Genomic DNA, 18,857 nt, shown 5'->3' on the forward strand with positions numbered 1-18,857 from the left:
GGTGCCAAAGATGAAAGTAAAGATGGAAGATGTAGCTAAATTAGCTAATGTGAATAAGGCAACTGTAAGTCGAGCCTTGAAAGGTGATTCCCGCATATCGTCGACGACAAGAGAAAAAGTATGGCAGGCAGCCAAGGCTTTGGGATATCAGCCTGATGCCGTGGCCAGGGGATTATCAAGCAATCGTACCGGGTTGTTAGGAGTTGTTTTTGAAGACCTTTCACGTCCGTGGGTGGGACTTTTTTTATCAGGACTCGACAGAGTCATATCGAGACAGAATTATAGCTTGTTAGTGAAATGTTCAGGGGAGATTTCTTCTCAAAGAAATTTGGTAGCTCGAGATCTTCTTTCGCGTAATGTTGATGGAATTATATGGATAGCTGGATCGACTCCAGATATTTCATTTGAAGGATCTTTTGTTTCAGTTGGAACGGAGAGTCTACTGGGGTCTTCTGTTATGATCGATCTGGAACGTGGTGCTCAAAAACTTCTCAAAATTGCTCAAGGGAGACCCTTTGTTGTTGATGAAGGAGCATCTCCCTTCTTCAAGGGGATAGAAAACTTTTTAGAAAAACCGACGATGAAGAGCGCTCTTCCTATTCATATATTAGATTCAACTCATGAAAAAAATATGATTGGCGGAGGAGAGAATATTGTTCTTTGCGGGTATCCAGATCTCGCCAGAATTTTAAAGTGCTACTGTCTTGATTGGCCTGCTTTTGACTTGGGGGCCATTGCAGGTCGTCTTTCTCTCAATGCTATTCAGGAAAAGGGAGTACGACCTGAAAAAGTCATGGTCGTTCCTCCTCTTTATAGTCCTGATGGGGAAGTTATATCTTTATAAAAGAGCTCTGTAACGGATAACGAGGTAAATGCTGCATAGAATCATTGCTATAAATACACTAAGCATACCTGTCTTCATAAATGCTTTGAAGGTAATGGGGTATCCGAAACGATTGGCGACATCTGCAACCACAACGTTAGCAGCTGCGCCGAGGAAGCTACCGTTGCCTCCAAGACAGGCTCCTAGCGCAAGAGCCCAGAAAAGAGGCTCGGAGGGCATGCCCACCTGTCCAGCCAACTCGTCAATAACATAGACAAACGTTGCCGTAAATCCAATGTTATTTACGAAAGCACATGTTAGGCCTGAAAACCACAGAACGGTAAGTAACGCTGCCATGGGGTGTCCGTGGAGATGGCGTCCTAAAATATTTGAGAGAGCAGAAATAACTCCCGTTTCTTTGAGGGCTCCTACAATAATGAAGAGTCCTGCGAAAAAAATAAGAGTAGGCCACTCTATGTCTTTGTGAATGATCTCGTCTCCGTTGTCTGGAATGATGGCGAGAAGCAAAGATGCCCCCATAAGAGCAATAACGGCTGCTTCAACATGTAAAAATCCATGACTTAAGAAACCAATGAGGATAAAGCCAGTTATAATCAGGGCTTTTTTCAAAGTCAGAATGTTTTTCACAGCAGCATTCTCATCAACCTTAAGAATTTTCTCATATTCTTCAGGCTGAATCTTGAAGTCTCTTCTATATATGAGGGCAATGATTCCCACAGTAACAAAAAGAATGACAAAGGTAATGGGAGTCAGATTCACAATAAAATCCATAAAAGAAAAGTGGGCATGAGAACCAATAATAATGTTTGGTGGGTCTCCAATAAGAGTTGCCGTTCCTCCAATATTCGAAGCGATAGCTTCTGAAATAAGAAGGGGAACCGGGTTGAATTTCATAATATCAGCCAGAGAAAGAATAATAGGGCTGATGAGCAATACTGTCGTGACGTTATCAAGCACACCAGAGAGGACTGCTGTTGTTAAAGTAATGGCAAAAACAGTAACAAGCCAATTACCCTTGGTCATCTTAAGACTTTTAATGGCTATATATTGGAAAATACCTGTTTTAGAGAGGACTCCGACAACAATCATCATTCCCATTAACAGGCCAATAGTGTTAAAGTCGATAAAACGAACAGCGACATCTGCCGGAAGAAGCTGTGTTACCATGAGAAAGGCTGCCCCAAGAAGAGCAGCTACGCTTCTTGAGAGTTTTCCCGTTCCGATAATAGCTAAAATAGTAATAAATATACCTAATGTTATCCAGGCTTGGATTTGCATTTTTCATCATCGCCTCCTGACAAATTTCTCACTATACAACTATTCAGGAATGGCGACAAGAGTGTGAATAACTTGACGCTCACAATCTCTAAGAGTATAAAGAAACAGACAAAAAGCCCCTCTGAGGGGATTCCAATAGGGGAGGATAAATGAATGTCAGATAATGTATGCGGCGAACAATCTTGCGGGAAATCTTCTTGTGAAGGTTGCAGCGGATGCGCTAAAAAGAAAAAGAATGTTGGCCACGTAATAGCTGTTGGTAGCGGTAAGGGCGGAGTAGGAAAAAGTTCCGTATCTTGCTTGTTGGCTGTTGCTTTGGCGAAAAAAGGTTTTTCTGTAGGAATTCTCGATGCAGATATAACGGGACCTTCTGTTCCCAAATTAATGGGAATTTCTGATGCTCCATACGGTACCCCCGAGGGAATCGTTCCTCCAGCTTCTTCTATTTTCAATATAAGAGTTATGTCTGTCAATCTTCTTCTTGACGATCCTACTAAACCAGTGGTATGGCGTGGCCCTATCATTGGAAATGTAATAAAACAGTTCTGGGAAGATGTAGCATGGGATGGCACGGATTTTGTTATAGTTGATCTTCCTCCTGGAACGGCCGATGCGCCTCTCACAGTTATGCAGACTATTGACTTGAACGGTTTCCTCGTAGTTACGTCACCTCAGGAGCTTTCCGTTATGGTAGTGGAGAAAGCTCTCAATATGACTCAAATGATGGAAATTCCACTTCTTGGTGTTATTGAAAATATGAGTTACGTTAAGTGTCCTGATTGTGGAAAAAGGATGGAAGTTTTTGGACCGAGTCACGTACAAGAGATTGAAGAGAAGTTCTCTATACCTGCTCTCGGGCGATTCCCCATTGATCCAGAGCTTGCGCGCCTGGCAGATCATGGCGATATAGAGAAATATAAGAATGAAGAGCTTTTTAACTCTCTCGCCGAGGGTGTTTTAAGTCGGTTGGGAGTTTCAGTAGAAGTTTAATTTACGTTGATAATAAGAATGGGAAAGGTAACTTTATTCAAGCTGCCTTTCCCATTACGCTAAATTGCTGTACAAGGCTTGAAGAATTTTTTCCGCAGTCGTTTCTTGATTTCCATTATAAAAGGTAATGCTTGAGTAGACCTGTGCTGTTTCGGCGATATCATATTCTTCACTGACATCCTTCGGAAAATGTGTCAATCGTATAGCTAATTCTTTTGCTCCATTTTGAGGCGTTTCCGGCATAAGGACAAGCACTTCTCTATTGCCCATCCGAAAACAAAGATCACTTTCTCTTACTTTTTCAAATACATAGTTGCAAAATGCCTTGAAAAAATCATCTTCATCATCTGAAGAAAAAAGTCCTGTTTCTGTTTTATGAAAATCCATTTTGAAAAGGGCAGCAGAAAGCCACCGTCGATATCTGTGAGCCCGACTTATCTCTTCAGGAAGACGACGCTCGCTATATTTAAAAGTATAAATTGGCAGATCGGAATCCAATAAGTCTGAAAAACCTTTATGTGGCTCATTATTTTCATTAAGCTCGGAATCCTCGGAAAGAAAGAAAAAAAATGTACCTTCCTGCTGCTTTTGCTGAATATGCCACTCTTTCCCTTTTAAAACCATCTTTTCCGTGTCAAGAGAAATAATTTCTGTGACAATTTTCCCTAAAAGGGATTCTTTTTTTTGATCGATAAGGGAAAGAAAAGCTTCATTAGCATTCGTAATAAGTCCATTCTCATCCGTGACTAGAATAGGTACGGGAATGGTGCAGAAAGAAGAATCATCTGTAAGAACATCTTCTGGTTTCGGTGTGCTCTTGCTGAAATCTACCGAAACATCTGATTCGCGTTTACGAATAATAATGTTGGCGAAAAGTATAAAGCCAACTGTTGATGTTGCCACTCCCACCCAGATCAACGATTCAGGATTTCCTAAATGTTGCGCTAGCATTGTTATCAGCATTCCCTGCGCTAAAAATTGAAGAGGAATATACCCTTCTTTATAATTTTGAGTGACGAAAAAAGCGTAAAGAAACGTACATGTAATATAACTCATAATAAAAAGCGCCCAGAAGGGAAGACTAATAAAATACCTTTCCCCACCTCCAGCTAAGAGTATTGTCCCTATCAAAATAGGAAGGGAAATGAAGGGGGGCAACGTTGACCATGAGAGCATAAAAAGATCCTCCTAAAGTTGGTTTATACCTCGTAGTTAGAGCCGGAAGGGGCCCAATCCACATCGTTTAGAATTTTTCCAAGTGTAAAGGCTGCTTTAAATCCTGTGCAATGACATGGTCTCCAGTATTGCACGGAGAATTTATCCTTGAATTCCGTGGCCGAACGAATAAGAAACTCTTCATTCTGACTTCTGAAATGCATGCCTCCAATAACACTATAAAAATCCCGGGTATTAAAAAGGCGGGAAGCTCGTTCGAGAATATTAACGCTTCCTGCATGTGCACACCCTAATATAATACTATATCCATGAATACCACGAACAACAAGGGAGAGGTCGTCTTCCATCTGATCAGCTTTGAATTCTCCCTTTTCTTCAACAACAAGATCAGAGTCTACTGGAATAAAATCGGTGTTTCTTTCTGAGAGAGGAACAGTGATAGCCCATACCCCTTCTATAATTTCGGCACTATCACCTACTGAATGAAAGTTTACGTCATCTTTTCGAAGAAGACTTCCTGCAATTTCTTTTTCTTTTCCCCTTCGTGCAAATCTTTGCTGATCAAAAAGGGGAGAAGCCCATACGGGAATATTTCCCTCTCGTCTTAAAATTTCGGGTAAACCCCATGTATGGTCAAAATGGCCATGGCTAAGAACCACACCGTCAAGGTTGCCAAGCCGAATTCCGAGGGTGGATGCATTAGGATAGAGGGCCATACCCCTACCAGTGTCAAAAAGCAGATTACCTCTCGGTGTTTCAATGAAAAGGCTTAAACCATGTTCTCCTAAAAGCTTTGATGTTCCGCAATAATCATCTACAACTACAGTTATATTCATCTTCTTTTACGCTCCTTTTCAGGGTGTTTCTCCACATGTTTATTGAATCCATATTTCCTCTTCCGCGGGGAAGGAAAGGCGATAAATTACAGAAAGTTTCTTTTGTTCTCCCGATCGAAGCTTTAGCTTCCACGTGAGAAAACCCTTTTTAGAATCTTGCTCTGTAGGTTGAGGGTCTAGACTTTCTGCACTAACAGTTATTTTCTCTTGAGCTGAAACAGGAATTCTATCTTTAATAACTAACTCTGTTTCGTAGGGTAAACCGTTGGTTACGTTTATAGTATAGCCCTGGGCTAATTTCCCCTTACCCAACCAATTGCTACCTTCTTTAGGGATAATTTCCTCACGTGCCGCAGTAACCGAAGGTGTTTGTCCAAAGGCCAATCTTATTATTTCACCACGTGCAACTTGCGGTACTGATGTTCTGCCTGATCCCACGCCGTCTATAAAGAGGTCCGCTTGTCCAGCAAGCAATGGATCTTCTACTTTTTCTGTAGAGGCTACGATCCAAGCTTGGGGAGAAAGAACGGGAATGCATTCTATAGAAACCGTAATCGGCAAAGAAAGCTCGTTTAACAGCAGCATCGTTTGTGAGTTATCTCCTTCTACATTGCCTTTGGCTGTAAATATACGATCTGTCAGAGTTTCTTCCATAGGTGCAAGGGAAGCTTCATCTTTTGCCGCTGTTTTCAGCATCATAGCATTTTCCATGCTCCGAGTTTGATAGGTGGTTTTTTTAAAATCAGCTACAAGCGGAAATAGCTCTGGCGTTTCCACTGAAGAAATCGGGTAGGCGGTATGTAGTTGTATAGCACCGTCCCATGTCAGCCCCGTATGTTGCGTAACTTTAGCTAGCATTTGTCCTTGTATAGTTTGATCTTTTGTGGAAAGAGACAATATATATTCAGGAGTCCAGCGAGCATAGTTAGACCACGCTTCAATGTAAAGGTCTCCCTTGGCTAATGCTGTATATTCGACGGTAATGACCTTTCCCTGTGTTTGAGGTTTCTTCTCTTCTAGTTCTTTGGTTAGATCGGCAATAATTTGCTTTATATCTTCAATAGCGTTTACTACAGATGTTTGTTCTTCTTCTTTCGCTTCACGGGTTTCTTCTGTTGTTTTCAAATATGAAGACATATTAGAGATAGAAAGATCCGAAGGAACCGCTTTCTCCATAAGAAGAGTAGATTGCTTAAGGGCCATTAATCGGGATTCCAGAACTGAAAGCTCTTTTTTCTTTTCTTCAATCTGATTAGACAAAGGGGTAAGCGTAGGGGGAAGCCATTGAGTATTATTTCGTACTTTCACCTGAGAGTTTTTTAAAAGCAGTCCATCTCCTGGAATTACTTTAATGCTTTCGAGTGTAAAAGTATTGGGAAGGATAATTTCTCCCTTTCCATTGACACTTGTTTTTAGTCGTATCTGTGCTCCTCTTGGATAGACGTGAACCTGCTCTATAGCTACATCAGTTGCCCAAAGAGTTGCGCTTGAAATCAAAGTAAAAATGATCGTAAAGCACACCAAAAATAGTTTTTTCATGAAAGAAAAGACCTCCTTTTCTTTTTCAGTTGGCATAAGCGTATAATACAATTATAATGCAATCTCATCATGGAAAAGATGATATCGAATAATCAGGAGGTATGTCCTCATGCTGAAATGCGGTATAGTGGGTTTGCCCCTTTGTGGTAAAAGCACTATTTTTAATGTTATAACGCGGGCTGGAGCGGAAGTAAAGGCTTATGCCAGCGGCAAAACAGATCCAAATAGAGCTATGGTTGCTGTGCCAGATGTTCGTTTTGATAATCTCGTTAAGGTCTTTGAGCCGAAAAAAGAAGCTCCTGCCACTGTCGATTTTGTCGATTTGGCGGGACTCTCAAAAGATGCGAGCAAGGGGGCAGGTGTAGGAAATGCTTTCCTTTCTTTCGTTTCAGAATCAGATGCTCTCGTTCATGTGGTAAGAACATTCGATAATGCTGATGTTCCCCACCCTGAAGAGACAATAGATCCTGCAAGAGATTGGAACATTGTTGAGATGGAGTTGATCTATCGAGATCTTGGCGTTATAGAAAATCGCCTTTCTCGTCTTGCTGCTAAAAAGCGTCTTATGCCTGAAGAGGAAGAAGAGAGAAAACAACTTGAGCGTTGTCAGGCCTTTTTGATGGATGAAAAACCCCTTCGCGAGCTGGGGCTCACTGAAGAAGAGCAACGGAAGTTAAGTGGTTTCGCGTTCCTTACCCTTAAACCAGAGATGATCGTTTTGAATCTCGACGAAACTCAAACAGGAGAAAATATCCCCGGTCTTGATGAAATCCGTTCTATAGCAAAAGAGCGTGGCCTCGGCCTTGTTCAGGTCTTTGGCCGAATGGAAATGGATATGGCTGATCTTTCAGAAGAAGAGCAACAAGAATTTATGGCCGAACTTGGCATTGAAGAGGCTGGGCGAAACAGGCTGATACAAGAAGCTTATAGTCTGTTGGGATTGATTTCCTTTTTCACGACAGGTAAGGACGAAGTCAAAGCTTGGACTTTGAAGAAAGGTTCAACTGCTGTTGATGCAGCTGGGGCTATTCATTCGGATCTGGCGAGGGGCTTTATCCGTGCTCAGGTAGTTCATTATCAGGATTTTATCGATTTCGGTTGCTCCTTGTCTGCATGTCGTGATAAGGGGGTATTACGCCTCGAAGGAAAGGATTATATAGTACAAGACGGAGATATGATCGAAATTCGATTTAACGTATAGAATTTTTATTCTGTTTTTGTTCTATGTTAGAATGAATAACTGAATTTTACGAGAAGAGAGGAGGATCGACACATGCCAATGCAGATTAGTCTTGATGAGCTTTTAAGTGCCTTACTTGCTCGTGTAGACGGTATGGCTATGAATGAAGAAAATCTGAAAAGTCGTCTGAACATCATCTTCAGAGTTCTCTATAAAAAAGGGCTCATTACAGACGATGATGTTGTCGAGTCCATTCGTGATGAGCATCGCTTGATGAAAGAACTGGGTCTCATAAAAGAAGAGCCAGAAGATGAAGTCGTAAATGCTATTGCTGATAGCATTTTGCTTTGGATTAAGGGAGACTCAGAGAAGCTGAAAGAGCAGATTAAAGAATATGAAAAGAAGATGCAGGAAGCTGCTATGGAAGAAGCACGAAAACCGAAGATTGATGTAGCTTCACCTCAGATGTTGCAGCAGCTCGATAAGATGAGTGGCAACTCTCGGCAGGGTGGCGGAGGGAAACTTATCATCTAGTTAAAAGTAATTATCTAGTTACAATGAATACGAAAAGCGGGGAAGAATATTCTTCCCCGCTTTTTTAGATCTTTTTGTTGGCGTTCATTTTTTGAAGCAGCGTTATTCTGAAGATTTCTATTTTGCTTCTTTTATAACTTTCTCAAGTTCTTTTATGAGGCTGTTAATTTTAGCGCTGCTTGCTCGTTGTTTCAGAGCTTGTGCAGCGGTTGTGGGTTTTCCCCAATATACTGTATTTGCATTTTCGTCAACATTGATTGCCGCGCCTTCAAGAGACATCCCAGCAAAAAGCCCCTTGGCAATAGAATAGCTGTAGATAGAAGCTTTAAGCTTAATATCTGTTCCAAGTTCACCTCGACGTCCCACTGGGCCGGCAGCAACTCCGAGATCCCCACCGAGTTTAACGTTGTTTCCCATAAACCCTTCAAGACCTCGTTCATTGGTAATAACAAGAACCAGACCTATAGATTCTGCTCCGATTTGCAATCCCCACGAGGCTCCCGCTATTGTTGCAAAACTGGGCCCATACCATCTTCCTGTAGTGGCATCTCTTTTGAGCACAAGTCCTTCGCCATATTTCCCCCCAAAGACAAACCCCGCCTTGATCACTGATGGAAATATAGCTACTCCCTTTGCACGCTCTAACAAATCGGCCATAGTTCCAACATCTGATTGTTCTTGCATCTCTCTGAGAAGCTTAACAGAGCCAGAAATTCTTTCTTCTGGAGTTTTAGCCCAGGCAGCCTGAGAAAAAATACCTCCGCAGCTCAACAGAGCCAGGAGGATGAATACCCCTATTATAGAATGGAGGTTCCTCTCTCTCTGCAATGTCATCTTTATCTCTCCTTTCACAATAGCTTCTTTATCTTAGAATCTGCTTCGTCTATATTATTCGCATGTTTTCTTTTGCGCAAGAATCTAAAGAATTGACGGAGCTCCACTTTTTCGCGTACACTGACTAGATATATATAATATTGATTATAAGGCTGGAGGTACCCTATATGTCTTATTCAGAAATGAAACAAATTGAAGAGTTACTTGAAGAAGCGTATCAAAGTGAAGAGATAGAAGAAATAGCGCGCATCACCCGGCAGATTCTTGAGCTTGATCCCGAGAATCCAGAGGCGTTAATGCTCCTTGCCGATACGTTGGAATACTCGGAAGAAAAGCTCGAACTTTTGCAGCGTGCACTAAAGCCCATGCGCAGCATGATGGAAGAAGCCGGACTTCTCAATAGCGAGGAGCTAATGGATGAAGATGAAGGACTCATCTATATTGGTCTTTTACAACGTTTAGGATTTGCTTTGCTCTCTGAGGCACACATAGAAGAGGCTCTTGGTGTCGCAGAAGAGATCATTTCGTACGACCCTGAAGGACTTACCCTCGGAAAAACACTTATGTATCGTTGTCTTGTAGAGCTTCAGCGTTTTGGCGAAGTTCTGGAAAGAGCAATGAAAGACGAGGAAGTTTCACCTGCTCGTCAACATTCGATTGCCATAGCTACTTTTATGCTTTCAGGTGCAGATAACGCTTCGTATAAAGCTCTTTGGGATGCATTTAAAGTCGGACCAGATATTCCTCTTTATATATTGGGTTACGTTCCTGAGCCTGACCTTGATTCTATTGATGAACAGCAGGAAGAAGATTACAATTTTTCTATACTCTTCGAAGACGCCTGGACAATTTCACAAGAACTTGCCAATTGGCTTGCTTCTGCGACTATTCTTTTTGGAATGCTTACAGGCCGCTTCCTTGAAGAAGATAAAGAAAATTTCCTTGTACTTATGGATTCCCTTGGAATCACTTCTTTCTATGAGAAGGCAACGCAGGACATGGGGTATGACGTCGATGCTCTTGACGCTGAATCCTTTGACACAACTGTTTTAGATATGCTGAGGTCAAACGTCTACCTTCCCCTAAAATAAAAAATGGAGGGGTGGCGCCGTGTTAGAAGATTTTTCTCAACACGTATTAGACATAGCGGAAAACAGCATTAATGCGGGAGCTACATGGGTTGATATACGCATAACAGAAGATCGTAAGGGGGGATGGTTTCTTTTCGAGGTAAAAGATAATGGAAGAGGAATGAATCAAGAGGTTTTGCGTGTTGTAACAGATCCTTTTTATACAAGCCGCACAACGCGCAGGGTTGGGCTGGGTCTACCTTTTTTAAAACAATTAGCCGAATTATGTGATGGAAAATTGGTTATAGAGTCTGCTCCCGGAAAGGGCACCTGGGTGCGGGCCAGTTTTCGCTATGACCATATAGATCTTCCACCGCTCGGCAATATTCCAGCATCTTTGATCTCCCTCCTCATTGCATATCCCGAAGTACAGCTGATCTATCGCCACAATCTCAATGGTAGAAATTTTACTTTTGATAGTTTTGAACTAAATAATGTCTTGGGGGATATAAGAGAGGTACAGAATCCATCAATAGCGCGCTGGCTTCAAGAGTATTTTAAAGAGAGTATAGAAACCTTACGTCAGCATTGATCTTTAGGTTTTCTGGAGGAGTGATACAGTATGAACTACAAGTCGCCCTTTGAATTGGCGAAAATGGCTTGTTCGACATCACAAACAAAAATATCATGGAGCATCAGGCAAATGCTCTTACTTGGAATACTAGCCGGAGCATATATTGGCTTTGGCGGTTGGCTCATGACATGTGTAACCTATGATATCCCTGGTGGGATGGGGAAATTTATGGCAGGATTTGTCTTTTCAGTCGGCCTTATTCTGGTAGTTATTGGCGGAGGAGAACTTTTTACCGGGAACTGTATGATGCCTCTGGGTGCCATGGTTGGATGTACACCTATGAAGAGTATTCTGCGCGCTTGGTTTTGGGTTTACGTTGCGAATTTTATAGGGGGCACACTTGTAGCTTTTCTTATCTATAGCACAGGCTTATGGAATGGCCCCATTGGGGCCAAAACACTTTCTATTGCAGCTGGGAAGATGAGTTTGCCTTTCGGACAGGCTTTTTTCAGGGGAGTACTTTGTAATTGGCTTGTTGTGCTTGCTGTATGGTTAAGCATGGCAGCAACGGATGTCACTGGCAAAATATGGGCTATTTTCTTTCCTATAATGGCTTTTGTAGCCTCAGGTTTTGAACACTCTATTGCAAATATGTACTTTATGGGAATGGGGCTTCTTTTAAAAGGAATGCCGTCTTTAGTGGCAGCTGCACATCTTACGGAAGCTCAGTTACATGCTATTTCTCTAGGCGGCTATTTTAAAAACCTTATTCCCGTAACATTAGGAAATATCGTTGGTGGTGTTCTTTTTGTCGCTGTTTTTTATTTCCTTATATTTAAAGAGAAGCTACGGGCGTCGGAATAGTGTTTGTTGAATAAAATAACGAATATATGAATATTGTTGCCGTTAAAGGAACCTGTGAAAGCAGGTTCCTTTCTTTTTGATTAAAGATTATTTATTCATTGAATATATTGACTGTCATACAATAGGTGCTAAAATGAAAAGAAATTATTTTTTACATCAAAAAACGATAATTTATTTTCATTTTTAAAAACTTTAGTTCCTTCAAGTTCAGAAAATCTCTCTATCCAACAAAGAAAGGGATGTTAAGAAATGAATAAAAATGTACTAAAGCTCATAGAAGAACGTTATGAATCACTTTCAAAAACCCATAAAAAACTTGCAAATTACATTCAAGCGAACATTCATGACTTACCCTTTCTTTCTATAAACGAACTAGGAGATCGAGCTGGTGTCAGTATTGCCAGTATCACTCGTTTTACACGAGAAATATCTTTTGCAGGGTATGCTGATTTCCAAAGAAGTTTAAGTCAATTAGTGCAGAAGGATATAACGCCCTTTCATTCTTTGAAAAGTTTAATACAGGAAGATTCCAACGGAAGTTTTCTAATGCAGACTATAAAAAATAATGCGTATGCTCTTGATACGCTATACAACGAAAATTTAGAGAAGAGCTTCGAAATTGCAATTCAAAAAATACAGAAAGCGCGAAAAATATATATTATCGCTTCCCGTTCTTCATATTCTGTTGGGTACTACATCTATTTTATGCTTCAAAGATTTCTCGATAATGTTTGTCTTATTAATGGAGTAGGCGATCTTTCTAATCATTTACTCTATGTTGAAAAGACGGACTGTCTTATTGCCGTGAGCTATACTCGCTATACGAAAACTACATATAAAGTGGTAAATCATTTCTTTTCCAAAGGTTGTAATGTAATTTCTATAACAGATACTCATACCTCCCCTATTGCATTGAAATCATCGCAAATATTGCTTGCACAAAATACAGCTTCTTATTCTCTTGTGGGTGCAATGACGCTTGCAAACTGTTTAGTTGCGGCATTAGCCAAAGCAAATCTTCCAGAATCATTAGAACGAATGAAACAACAGGATCAGATAGCGCTCGAAAATGGTATCTATCTTTAGTCTTTAATTTCTTATTTCTATGTTCTTACTCTTCAGCATAAAAGTGCTTGGCCTTAATAACCGCATGGGGCTGTGGTTGACCATCGTACTTTATGACTAAATACAACTTGAGGAGGTTATAACATGATTCTTGGGTTACCACCAATTTTAGGTTTTCTCCCTCTCTTGCTTTATATCGTTTTAATGCTTAAAGGCAAGGACATGAATTTATCGGTGTTGGTTTGTGTTATTCTTGGGGCTATTTTGACTGGAGAAAGTATTACTGGTTTCGGTGCCGTATTACAGCAATCGTTAAGTTCCTTTTTATCTTTAATAGGTTTTATTATTGTTCTGGGGGCAGGTCTTGGGGAAGTCTTAACAGAAACCAAGGTTGCTCACAATATTGTGTATCAAGTTGTTGGCAAAGCAAGACTTAAATCGAAGAAACAGGCTATTTTGATTGCTATGCTTACATCTACCGGGTTGGTTAGCATGCTCGGAACTCTCGCTGGTTCAAATGCTATTATCGCCCCTATCCTCATCCCCATTGTGGCCAGTCTTGGTGTTACTCCCAATACCCTTGGCGTAATTATGCATGGTGCAGGTGCGACTGGTTTATACATAGGTCCCTTTGTTCCTCCTGTAGTAACCATCATGGGATTAACTGGAATAGGATATTGCGAATATCTTATGACAGCAGGAATACCTCTTGCAGTCATAGTTTGGGGAAGTACCTTCTTCATGGCTTGTCGAACTCAAAAACTTACAGAAGGAAAGTTTTCTTATAGTGAAGAAGATGCAGCCAAGACAGATTTTGTGGTAACTCCTCAAATCAAACGCGCCACAATTGCTTTTGCTATCACCATGGCTGTAATGCTTATCTATGGTATTTTTGCGAAGGCAGGAGCTTCCTATGCCATTGTCGTTATGCTAACAGCTGCTTTAGTCACTGGAGTAGCTGCTGGTATGAGCCTGGATATGGCACTTAAAACTCTGGTTAAAGGGAGTTCTAAAATGTATTGGATGTTCTTTATGTTTGTTTTGTTTGATCCCTTCCTGAATTACGTTGCCAAATCTGGTGCTTTTGATGCGATAGCAAGCTATATCCAGCCTTTGATTGCCGCAGGCGGAGAGGTTGCATTCATTATGCTTAGCTCTCTTATTGGAGTTTTCGGGATTTCTGGCGCTGGTGTTGCTCAAGCTCAAATTACTCATGAACTCTTTTTGCCCTTGGTAAAGAGTTTGCATATCAGCATGGATATGTGGGCTTTAGTAGTATTGGTTGCTTGCCAGGTTACTTTTTTTGTTACGCCTACTGTTGATATGGTTGGCCAAATGGGGCTAGCTCGATCTAAAGATCTAAAAGCCATGCTTAAAAATGGCTGGCTGTTAACGATCATTACATTTGCTTTTGTTTTTGTTCGTGCAGTGCTTTACGTTATGAAGTAAAAGATAAAACAAGGAGGCAGAATAATGGTTAATTTTGCATTGTTGCAGACGGATATTAAATTTTGTGATCCAGAGTATAACCATTCACACGTAAAAGAAATGATTGATAAGGCCATGTCTGCTCAAAAACGTCCGGATATGATCGTTTTACCCGAGGATTGGAGCACAGGTTTTTCTGATGAGATGTTTCACCATATGGAAGATTTCATAGAGCCGATTGATGGTCCTTCAGTAACTCTTCTTAAGGAGTGCGCTAAAAAGCATAACGTATGGATTCTTGGTGGATCTATTGGAACACAATTTGAAGATGGAATGCGCAATACTGCTTTTCTTATCAATCGTAACGGTGAGATTGTAGGGGATTATAGCAAGATGCATTTATATAGCGATATGGACGAAGACGTTGCCTATAAGCATGGAACTGATATGAATGTATATGATACCGAGCTTGGAAAAGTGGGGATCGCTATTTGCTATGATCTTCGCTTCTGTGAACTTTTCAGAACATATGCCTTACGTGGGGCAGATGTAGTGATTGAGACTTCCGATTTTCCTAATCCAAGAGTAAACCATTGGAGAACTCTCCTTTTAGCTCGTGCTATTGAAAATCAGATGTTTATTATTGCATGTAATCGTGTGGGAGCTAGTCCTATGGGGACCTATTGCGGACATTCCATGATTATCGATCCGTGGGGTGAAGTTATTGCAGAGGGTGGGGATCAGGAAGAGATTGTTACGGGAAGTGTTGATTTTTCAGAGACACAGAAAATTCGCGATACAATTCACATGTTCCGTGACAGACGGCCTCAAAGTTACCCTGACGATATGTGGAAAACTAATCGTTAAGCCACATTGAAAGGTATGTAGTACTAATAATGACAGAGTGTATTAAACGAATCGTACAAGAGAACATTAATGACATTGTTGAGTTACGACGACTTATTCATCGCTATCCAGAGCTTGGAGGCAAAGAGATAGAGACGACCAAACGGCTTCAAGCTTTCTTTAAGTCGCGAGGTTTAACTCTTCATCCTATTGCAGATTTAACAGGAGGGTATCTATTTATAGACGCAAAAAGTAATAAAACCATCTGTTTCCGTGCCGATATAGATGCTCTTCCAATTGTTGAAGCCACTGGGGCGTTGTTTACTTCCGAAAGCAAGGGCACGATGCATGCTTGTGGTCATGATGTACATACTGCTGTAGCAGCAGGTGTTGCATTAACTCTTAAAAAGTTAAAAGAATCTTTGAAATGCAACGTTATTGTGCTTTTTCAACCTGCAGAGGAGTGCAACCCCATTGGGGGAGCTTTGCCCATAATAGAGACAGGCTTTTTACGTGGGAATAACATTTGCGAGATGTACGGACTCCACGTATGGCCCTCATATCCAGTAGGAGAAATAGCACTCAAAACAGGAGCTCTTATGGGGTCTTCAGATCGGTTCGTAGTGGAGATACACGGCAAAAAATCTCATGCTGCAGAACCACATAACGGTGTAGATTCCATATCAATTGCTTCTGAGATAATTAACGCCCTTGTGCATAAAATTAGAAGGGAACTCAACCCATTTGACGTATTTCTTATCTCTATTGGATCAATATCGTCTAATGGAAGATACAATATAATTTGCGATAACGTTAAATTAGAAGGAACAATTCGCACCGTTTCAGAGCCAGTACGAGACTTTGTTCACAAGAGAATTTGTGCCCTCTCAGAGAGTATCGCCGCATCATATTGTGGAAGAGCTGATGTAGAAATTCATCGAGGCTATGACGTTGTTCAAAATGATTTCAAGTTAACAGAATCATTCGTAAATTTTGCACGTATGTCATTGGGGAATGAGAAAGTACATCAACTCGACGAACCTTCTTTAATAGGAGAAGATTTTTCACGTTATAGTCAAGAAGTTCCATCTCTATACTTCTTTATGGGGTGTGAAAATGACTATCCTTTGCACAGTGATCATTTTTTGCCAAAGGAAGAAGTCATTCAACAAGGGGTAGAGCTTGTTGCAGGGTACCTTCTACAGCGGCAATAGACGTACATAAGGTGTAAGTTTATGCTATAATTTAGTTGAATAAAGATGAAAATGACCCTGCGATGTACGTGATCATGCACTTAGTCTTGAGCCAACACTCGATCTCAGTAGGGTCGGACGTTCGGGCCGGCGGAAGAGATGGGTGACCATCACCAATGCTAAGGCGCGACAGACCTAATCATACTAGGGCCGGGTCAAGACGACCATGACACGGCATTGCGGGGAGGCGTAAAGGGGCGCAGGTTAGCTTGCGTCCCTTTTTAATTTAAAATTGTTGTGTTTGACAGGAGGCTTCATTATATGAAGACTATTTGTCCCCCCTTTTGGCACCCTATAATTAGCGAGGGCTTTATTCTTGATTGGGATGGCGTTCTCGCCGATACTCGCCTTGATTTCTCACAAATTCGGATGAAATATTTCAATGGACAGTCAGTTCCTATAATTGAGGGAATGAAAACTCTTGCAGAAGATAGAAGACAAGAGTTATGGCATGATATTTATACTCTTGAGATGGAAGGAGCAGAACAAGCTACTCCTGTTGAACAATCTGTCGAATTTGTGAATTGGCTTAATAATCATGATATCCCATGGGTTGTTGTCTCTCGAAATTGTATGGATTCCATACGTTTAGCTGCTGAAAAAATTAAGTTTCCACTTCCCTCCAAAGTGTTTAGTCGTGATGATGGACCTGTTAAGCCCGATCCGAAAGCCCTTTGGCTTGCTGCAGATATGCTAAAAGTTCCTGCTGAGAAGTGCGTAATGGTGGGAGATTTTGTTTATGACCTCATAGGAGCAAGAAGAGCTGGAATGAGGGCTATTCTGGTAGAACGTCCACGAGTTGAATGGCAGCATTGGGCTGATGTTGTCTTTCCTACTATGGGCGATTTTTTAAAGGATCTTTGCTCTCCTTCTCCGCTTGTTCCATGGGAATATACCTCATTGGTAGAAGAAAAAGGGGAAAAGTGGCTTTTCCAGACGTGGCAGCTCTCATTGCAGGTTCCAGATGATATTCCTAATATTTGCAGTTTTTGTGAAGAGGCAGCTCGTCTTGGCATTGGAAAGCTTGTTGTTACTCCCGATGTTGCTCTTTCTGTGGAACAGTGGAAGAATTGGCCAGGGTTGTCTTCTGCCTATCTTGATGTTGATCAGGTAACGGTAATACACGAAACAGTACGACGACGGTACCCTTTTATTACCGTTTATGAAGGAAGCGACGGTATTCAGCTTTCAGGAAATGTCGCTTCAATGGAAAGCGAATTGGAGGATATTGTCTTATGAGTTCAAACTCTCATTCTTTATGGGAGCGTCCCTTAGCAGATAGAATGCGTCCTGCACATCTTGACGATTTTGTAGGGCAGGAACACCTTCTTGCTTCAGGGGCACCGTTACGCCAGATTTTGCAAAGTGGCAAGGTACCAAGCTGTGTGCTTTACGGGCCTCCTGGAGTAGGAAAGACTACCCTTGTGCGTCTCATGGCGACAGAAACAGAGCGTAGCTTGCTAGAAATCAATGCTGTGTCAGCGAAAGTATCAGAACTTCGTGATCTTGTAGAGGAAGCGAAAAATCTCAAAATTCTAAGTGGTTATGCTGCTATTGCATTTGTTGATGAGATTTATCATTTTAATAAAAGTCAACAAAATGCCCTCCTTCCGTCAGTAGAGAAGGGGGACATTATTCTTGTTGGAACCACAACAGAAAATCCATGGTTTGAAATTAATAAAACCCTTCTATCCCGACTTATTGTTTTTCAGCTTAAGCCTCTAACGGAAGATAATCTTGTTGCTATATTGCAGCGTGCACTTATAGATGAAGAAAGGGGCTTAGGCGTTCTTAAACTTGCCGCATCAGATGACGTGATGCGTGTTTTGGCTAAAATGGCAGGTGGTGATGCTCGCCAGGCTTTGACTCGTCTAGAGTTTATCGCTTCATCTGCTGCTACGTCTGGTGCTTCTGAAATTACTATGGAACACATAGAGAGACTTGTTCCGTCGGCGTCAATTCGTTTTGATCCTAAAGCTGATGATCATTATGCCATTATTTCAGCTCTCATAAAAAGTTTACGTGGCTCAGATCCTGATGCAGCAGTCTATTGGCTAGCGCGACTTTTAGAGGGCGGAGAAGATATACGCTTTATTTGTCGCCGCCTCATGATTTTTGCTGCAGAAGATATTGGGCTTGCTGATCCCCATGCACTGCAAATATCAGCAGCTGCTTCTTACGCTGCCGATATGACGGGGCTTCCAGAAGCACGAATTATTCTCTCAGAAGCTGTTATTTATTTGGCGGCATCTCCTAAAAGTAACAGTGCATATATGGCAATTAATAATGCTATCCAATCTATACAGAAAGGGAACCTGCAAGAGGTTCCAGAATGCTTAAAGCCAGGTGGAAAGGGCTATATCTATCCTCACGATGATCCACGACATTGGGTTCCTCAACAGTACGTTCTTTCGCCTCAACGTTATTATTTCCCAGGCAATTTGGGAAAAGAGCGGGCTTTTCACGAGCGGTTAAAAAAATTCTGGCGACGTTTCTCTAGTGATGATGAAAAATAAGAAGAGGTCGGAGGGCGATGGAGTATGCCG

The 18,857-nt window shown here is 41.4% G+C and carries 18 protein-coding genes; 13 read left to right on the plus strand and 5 right to left on the minus strand.

What is annotated here, in order from left to right; all coding sequences use genetic code 11:
• The first annotated feature begins 10 nt into the window (after positions 1–10).
• Positions 11–844 carry a LacI family DNA-binding transcriptional regulator gene (locus tag ACZ5GY_RS01560; protein ID WP_213690935.1) on the plus strand — a complete coding sequence of 278 codons (834 nt, stop codon included), beginning with the start codon at positions 11–13 and terminating at the stop codon, positions 842–844.
• Here the strand turns inward: ACZ5GY_RS01560 and ACZ5GY_RS01565 are convergent.
• Positions 839–2,122 (minus strand): ArsB/NhaD family transporter, encoded by a 1,284-nt coding sequence (locus ACZ5GY_RS01565; protein WP_213699891.1) that lies wholly within the window; start codon positions 2,120–2,122, stop codon positions 839–841. The two genes, ACZ5GY_RS01560 and ACZ5GY_RS01565, sit on opposite strands and share 6 nt — an antisense overlap.
• Positions 2,123–2,275: 153 nt before the next feature.
• Here ACZ5GY_RS01565 and ACZ5GY_RS01570 point away from each other — a divergent pair, with 153 nt between their 5' ends.
• A complete protein-coding gene (locus tag ACZ5GY_RS01570) occupies positions 2,276–3,112 on the plus strand; it encodes an Mrp/NBP35 family ATP-binding protein (protein WP_213699890.1) in 837 nt (278 codons plus the stop codon).
• Between the two features lie 54 nt (positions 3,113–3,166).
• Here the strand turns inward: ACZ5GY_RS01570 and ACZ5GY_RS01575 are convergent, their stop codons facing one another.
• From ACZ5GY_RS01575 to ACZ5GY_RS01585, 3 genes are read right to left on the minus strand one after another with little or no spacing between them, the layout of a single operon-like run.
• A complete protein-coding gene (locus tag ACZ5GY_RS01575) occupies positions 3,167–4,288 on the minus strand; it encodes a diguanylate cyclase domain-containing protein (protein ID WP_213699889.1) in 1,122 nt (373 codons plus the stop codon).
• 23 nt (positions 4,289–4,311) lie between these two features.
• Positions 4,312–5,124 (minus strand): MBL fold metallo-hydrolase, encoded by an 813-nt coding sequence (locus ACZ5GY_RS01580; protein WP_213699888.1) that lies wholly within the window; start codon positions 5,122–5,124, stop codon positions 4,312–4,314.
• A 39-nt stretch (positions 5,125–5,163) separates the two neighbouring features.
• On the minus strand, positions 5,164–6,663 hold the full coding sequence (locus ACZ5GY_RS01585) for a mucoidy inhibitor MuiA family protein (protein WP_464111929.1): 1,500 nt from the start codon (positions 6,661–6,663) through the stop codon (positions 5,164–5,166).
• A 109-nt stretch (positions 6,664–6,772) separates the two neighbouring features.
• On the opposite strand from ACZ5GY_RS01585, the gene ychF reads away from it, so the two are divergent.
• Together ychF and ACZ5GY_RS01595 are read left to right on the plus strand one after the other, a co-directional pair.
• A complete protein-coding gene (gene ychF / locus ACZ5GY_RS01590) occupies positions 6,773–7,864 on the plus strand; it encodes a redox-regulated ATPase YchF (RefSeq protein WP_213699886.1) in 1,092 nt (363 codons plus the stop codon).
• A 72-nt stretch (positions 7,865–7,936) separates the two neighbouring features.
• On the plus strand, positions 7,937–8,377 hold the full coding sequence (locus tag ACZ5GY_RS01595; RefSeq protein ID WP_213691772.1) for a hypothetical protein: 441 nt from the start codon (positions 7,937–7,939) through the stop codon (positions 8,375–8,377).
• A gap of 117 nt (positions 8,378–8,494) precedes the next feature.
• Here ACZ5GY_RS01595 and ACZ5GY_RS01600 read toward each other — a convergent pair whose 3' ends face one another.
• A complete protein-coding gene (locus ACZ5GY_RS01600) occupies positions 8,495–9,211 on the minus strand; it encodes a lipid-binding SYLF domain-containing protein (RefSeq protein WP_213695481.1) in 717 nt (238 codons plus the stop codon).
• A 167-nt stretch (positions 9,212–9,378) separates the two neighbouring features.
• On the opposite strand from ACZ5GY_RS01600, the gene ACZ5GY_RS01605 reads away from it, so the two are divergent.
• The 9 genes from ACZ5GY_RS01605 to ACZ5GY_RS01645 all read left to right on the plus strand — a co-directional run bounded on the left by ACZ5GY_RS01605 (position 9,379) and on the right by ACZ5GY_RS01645 (position 18,827).
• Complete coding sequence (locus tag ACZ5GY_RS01605; protein ID WP_213695480.1) at positions 9,379–10,302, plus strand: hypothetical protein; 924 nt, start codon at positions 9,379–9,381, stop codon at positions 10,300–10,302.
• A 19-nt stretch (positions 10,303–10,321) separates the two neighbouring features.
• Complete coding sequence (locus ACZ5GY_RS01610) at positions 10,322–10,873, plus strand: ATP-binding protein (protein ID WP_213690242.1); 552 nt, start codon at positions 10,322–10,324, stop codon at positions 10,871–10,873.
• 30 nt (positions 10,874–10,903) lie between these two features.
• Positions 10,904–11,719 carry a formate/nitrite transporter family protein gene (locus ACZ5GY_RS01615; RefSeq protein ID WP_213690243.1) on the plus strand — a complete coding sequence of 272 codons (816 nt, stop codon included), beginning with the start codon at positions 10,904–10,906 and terminating at the stop codon, positions 11,717–11,719.
• A 249-nt stretch (positions 11,720–11,968) separates the two neighbouring features.
• Positions 11,969–12,805, plus strand: a complete 837-nt coding sequence (locus tag ACZ5GY_RS01620; RefSeq protein WP_213699819.1) for a MurR/RpiR family transcriptional regulator — start codon at positions 11,969–11,971, stop codon at positions 12,803–12,805.
• A 123-nt stretch (positions 12,806–12,928) separates the two neighbouring features.
• Positions 12,929–14,233: a citrate transporter gene (locus tag ACZ5GY_RS01625; RefSeq protein ID WP_213690245.1), complete on the plus strand. Its 1,305-nt coding sequence runs from the start codon at positions 12,929–12,931 to the stop codon at positions 14,231–14,233.
• A 24-nt stretch (positions 14,234–14,257) separates the two neighbouring features.
• Complete coding sequence (locus ACZ5GY_RS01630; RefSeq protein ID WP_213690246.1) at positions 14,258–15,079, plus strand: carbon-nitrogen family hydrolase; 822 nt, start codon at positions 14,258–14,260, stop codon at positions 15,077–15,079.
• Between the two features lie 29 nt (positions 15,080–15,108).
• On the plus strand, positions 15,109–16,272 hold the full coding sequence (locus ACZ5GY_RS01635; protein WP_464111930.1) for a M20 metallopeptidase family protein: 1,164 nt from the start codon (positions 15,109–15,111) through the stop codon (positions 16,270–16,272).
• 300 nt (positions 16,273–16,572) lie between these two features.
• Complete coding sequence (locus tag ACZ5GY_RS01640; RefSeq protein ID WP_213690248.1) at positions 16,573–17,550, plus strand: HAD family hydrolase; 978 nt, start codon at positions 16,573–16,575, stop codon at positions 17,548–17,550.
• Positions 17,547–18,827, plus strand: a complete 1,281-nt coding sequence (locus ACZ5GY_RS01645) for a replication-associated recombination protein A (protein WP_213690249.1) — start codon at positions 17,547–17,549, stop codon at positions 18,825–18,827. Before ACZ5GY_RS01640 ends, ACZ5GY_RS01645 begins: the two co-directional genes overlap by 4 nt.
• Positions 18,828–18,857 lie beyond the last annotated feature (30 nt).

This window comes from Aminobacterium thunnarium (genome assembly GCF_055390565.1).